The 3609-nt window shown below is 42.3% G+C and carries 6 protein-coding genes; 3 read left to right on the top strand and 3 right to left on the bottom strand.

Annotation, left to right across the window (positions count from 1 at the left end):
• Window positions 1-104 (bottom strand): helix-turn-helix domain-containing protein (locus IM477_RS12485; protein WP_287731989.1); only part of this gene is annotated, 104 nt, incomplete at its 3' end.
• Between the two features lie 91 nt (window positions 105-195).
• Here IM477_RS12485 and IM477_RS12480 point away from each other — a divergent pair.
• Complete coding sequence (locus IM477_RS12480) at window positions 196-330, top strand: hypothetical protein (RefSeq protein ID WP_287731987.1); 135 nt, start codon at window positions 196-198, stop codon at window positions 328-330.
• A gap of 83 nt (window positions 331-413) precedes the next feature.
• Window positions 414-1337: a bifunctional riboflavin kinase/FAD synthetase gene (locus tag IM477_RS12475; protein ID WP_287731984.1), complete on the top strand. Its 924-nt coding sequence runs from the start codon at window positions 414-416 to the stop codon at window positions 1335-1337.
• On the opposite strand, the gene IM477_RS12470 is transcribed toward IM477_RS12475, so the two are convergent.
• Window positions 1334-1558 (bottom strand): hypothetical protein, encoded by a 225-nt coding sequence (locus tag IM477_RS12470; RefSeq protein WP_149987530.1) that lies wholly within the window; start codon window positions 1556-1558, stop codon window positions 1334-1336. The two genes, IM477_RS12475 and IM477_RS12470, sit on opposite strands and share 4 nt — an antisense overlap.
• A gap of 254 nt (window positions 1559-1812) precedes the next feature.
• Between IM477_RS12470 and IM477_RS12465 the strand changes: the two genes are divergently transcribed.
• The gene (locus tag IM477_RS12465) at window positions 1813-2736 is read left to right on the top strand and encodes an AAA family ATPase (protein WP_287731982.1); all 924 of its coding nucleotides are present in this window, start codon (window positions 1813-1815) and stop codon (window positions 2734-2736) included.
• Window positions 2737-3180: 444 nt separating this feature from the next.
• Here IM477_RS12465 and IM477_RS12460 read toward each other — a convergent pair whose 3' ends face one another.
• Entirely contained in the window at window positions 3181-3477 is a 297-nt protein-coding gene (locus IM477_RS12460; protein ID WP_287731981.1) for a hypothetical protein, read from the bottom strand.
• Between the last annotated feature and the right edge of the window lie 132 nt (window positions 3478-3609).

The raw sequence follows: 3609 nt of genomic DNA, 5'->3' as shown, positions 1-3609 counted from the left end.
TGGAGAGCTTTGTTGTAAACTAATCTTACACAGCCCAATGTGCGCCGCAATAGCGACTCTTGTGTTGGTGTGGGGTAAAATCGAAACGAATAGGCTCTTTCCATGTCTCACATTCTAGCATATATTTCGTAAATGTGCTAATATTTAACAGTAAAGCCGTCGTAGAACGACGGGGTTTCAGACCCAAAATTTTCGATGAATGCTTGTTTCCCTCATCTTTCTGGTGCAATTAATTGGGAATTCCGGGCCGATCGCACCGGGATCGTTCACGTTCAATTTGCTAAAGCTTCCAAAGGACTCCAAGTAATTGGGGGCGTTTTTTTGGCTTGATCGCCCGATTGATATAGAATCAAAAGGCTACACTCAAGATTAATCGCTTGAACTATTCTCTTGTATCTGTTCTTAGAGCCAGCGTGTGGATTGTAGATTCCCCTAATACCCGTATTTTAGCCCCTTGTGCGATCGCTCTTGGTAACTTTGATGGTTTGCACCTAGGTCATCAAACCGTCCTACAGCCAATTTTTCAGGATGGCCCCGCTTATCCCACCGTTGTTAGTTTTACTCCCCACCCGCGTGAATTTTTTACGGGAGAAAAATGGCAATTATTAACTCCTCTAGGGGAAAAGGTGGAGGTTTTAGAGAATTTAGGCGTTAAACAATTAGTTTTACTGCCTTTCTCTGCTCAATTAGCTTCCCTGACTCCCTTGGCTTTTATCAAACAGATTTTAGTAGAAAAATTACAGGCTAAATCGATCAGTGTTGGTCAAGATTTTCACTTCGGTTATCGTCGTCAAGGTACAGCCGAAGATTTATTACAGATCGCCTCTCAATTTAATATTAAAGTCGAGATTGTTGGTTTAAAAAACTGTGGGGCGGGTCGGATTAGTAGTTCCCTAATTCGTCAAGCTTTGGCAGCAGGAAACGTTGAGCAAGCTGGGCAAATGTTAGGTCGTCCCTATAGCTTAACCGGTCGCGTGGTCGTCGGGCAACAGCTGGGCAGAACATTAGGTTTTCATACCGCTAATCTACAGGTTCCCCCCGATAAATTATTGCCGCGATTCGGGGTTTATTGCGGTTGGGTGCATCTTGATGGTTCTCGCTTACCGGCAGTTATGAATATCGGTTATCGTCCCACGATCGAGGGAAAAACTATCAGTGTGGAAATCCATTTATTGGATTGGTCGGGCTATGTATATGATCGCATTTTAACGATGGATTTAGTGCAATTCCTGCGACCAGAACAGAAATTTAATTCTCTCGATCGATTAAAAAATCAGATCGAGATAGACTGCGATCGCTCTCGATTAATTCTAACTTCTGTCACCGACAACTGCTAATATTTTTGGTATTCTCTTTCCACTTTACCTACCGCTTTCAATAAAGGAGAATCGAGGGAATCGATCCAATCAGCTACTTCTCGCGCTAATCCTAGGGTAACAATGCCTTGAGACGGTGGTAATTGACCCGCTAACGCCTGACTTTTGATGGTTTTCAGGTTGATTAATGTACTGGCAGCGATTCCTAAAACAAGACTAAAAACGAGCGAACTGGCTTTCATCTTCACTGATTAAGAGAAATTATCCTCGATTTTACCGTACTGAACCGACTTAAAATCTTGATTTCGCCCACTGGCAACAATTCTTAACTAATTTTCTCCCTGCTCGCCACCCTAACCCCGATTAGCTCCCTAGCAGAAAATTTCCCGCCATTGTCTGTCAAATTTTCTCGCTAGTTTGGGCAAATTAGGAAAAGAATCGTTAAGATCAAAAAAACTTAACATTAATCTTCTTGACAAAATCCCCCATTTGTACTATGAGAGACGCTATTGATATTTTGATGGAAAATTTGAGCCAGAGCATCGTTGGCCAAACCGAATCGATTCGCATTGTGCTGGTGGCTTTGCTCAGTGGTGGTCACGCTCTCCTCGAAGATGTCCCCGGAGTCGGCAAAACCCTGTTAGCCAAATCCTTAGCGCGTTCAATTAACGGTCGTTTCCAACGGGTACAATGCACCCCTGACCTCCTCCCTAGTGATATCACGGGAACCACGATTTGGAACCCCAACAGTCGCGAATTTGAATTTATCCCCGGCCCCGCTTTTGCTAACGTCCTGTTGGCCGATGAAATCAACCGGGCCACCCCGCGCACCCAATCGGCACTTCTAGAAGTCATGGAAGAAAAACAAGTTACCATCGATGGAGAAGCGCGGCCGGTCCCCCAACCTTTCTTTGTTATCGCCACCCAAAATCCGATCGAATATCAAGGCACTTTTCCGCTTCCAGAAGCACAAATGGACCGTTTTGCCGTTTGCCTGAGTTTGGGTTATCCCAGCGCCACAGAAGAATTAAAAATGTTACAAAGACAGCATTCTCAAGAGGCGGTTAAATCCCTAGAAGCTTGTATTTCCCTAGAACAGGTGGGAGAATTGCAAAGATTAGTCAGTCTGGTCAAGGTAGCTCCCACTTTACAGCAATATATCGTCGATTTAGTCCGCGCTACCCGTGATCATGAAGATATTAGTTTAGGAGTCAGTCCCCGGGGTTGTGTGGTTCTGCAAAAAGCAGTTCAAGCTTACGCTTTCCTCGAAGGTCGCGATTATGCTATCCCCGATGATGTTAAGCTGATTACTCCCTACGTCTTCTGCCATCGTCTGATTCCTAGTCACGGTCGTCAAGCTAAAGCTATCGTGGAAAGACTTCTGCAATCGGTGGCGATCGAGGATCGCATCTATGCTTAAATTTCAGTTATTGATGAACGGTAAGTTACAGGGTATTTCTAAATTATGCCAAATTGGTAGAGCCGATCTATTAATTGCTAGTATTGCCTTAGCTAACTAAAGGCTTGAGTAAAAATATTTAGTGAGTCCACGGAAAATCTGCTCTCAGGAGAAAACAATGTTTTGTTCACAGTGTGGAACCAAAAGTGGACATCTCTAAAAATTATCACCCGATCACAGCTTGCTTTTATTAATCAGAAAGACTTTTAGTCTCAGGATAATATCAGGTCGAGGTTTTGAGAACATTCCGCCTATTGCTTACATTATTGATGATGTAACCCCTCAATTTACTAATTTCTTAATAGTCGTTAATTCTCACTAAAAATGCTTGTTTAGTCATGACCTTACCTGCCAATTTTTAGATATATTCACATTGTTTTTATCCTCCTCTAAATGAATCAAATTTTAATCTTTAAGCCAGATTTCAAGTTGCCCAGGTGGAACTTTATAGCCTTTAGTTGATAAATCTATTAAATTTTTGTCCTCAATCTGAATGTCTTTAATCTGAATGTCTTTCTCGGTCTTCAAGAAATCACGCAAATTCTCTGCAAGTGATCGATCTGAAGAATTGGCATATCGAATATCGTTGTTCTTAATTCCGTTCACTTGTTGAATTCCAGCAGCAAGAATCCCCTTGCCTTGTAAAACCTTCTGAAGCTTCTCTGCTGTGAGTCTATCACTCTTATACTGGATATATAGCAATTCTTGGAGCTATGAGGTACAATGGAAAGCAAATAGACAAATAATAGAACTTACCAGCTTCCTATGAGACCCTATTCCGTAGATTTTCGCCAAAAAATTATCGATGTCTGGAAGAAAGAAAAAATTTCCATT

This window comes from Microcystis sp. M090S1 (assembly GCF_020246295.1).
GTDB lineage: Bacteria > Cyanobacteriota > Cyanobacteriia > Cyanobacteriales > Microcystaceae > Microcystis > Microcystis aeruginosa.
This window is presented reverse-complemented; position numbering and strand designations above follow the sequence as displayed.

Coding starts and splice junctions, on each gene's coding strand:
- IM477_RS12480 (WP_287731987.1), top strand. CDS start 196: ATGAATGCTTGTTTCCCTCATCTTTCTGGTGCAATTAATTGGGAATTC.
- IM477_RS12470 (WP_149987530.1), bottom strand. CDS start 1,558: ATGAAAGCCAGTTCGCTCGTTTTTAGTCTTGTTTTAGGAATCGCTGCC.
- IM477_RS12465 (WP_287731982.1), top strand. CDS start 1,813: ATGAGAGACGCTATTGATATTTTGATGGAAAATTTGAGCCAGAGCATC.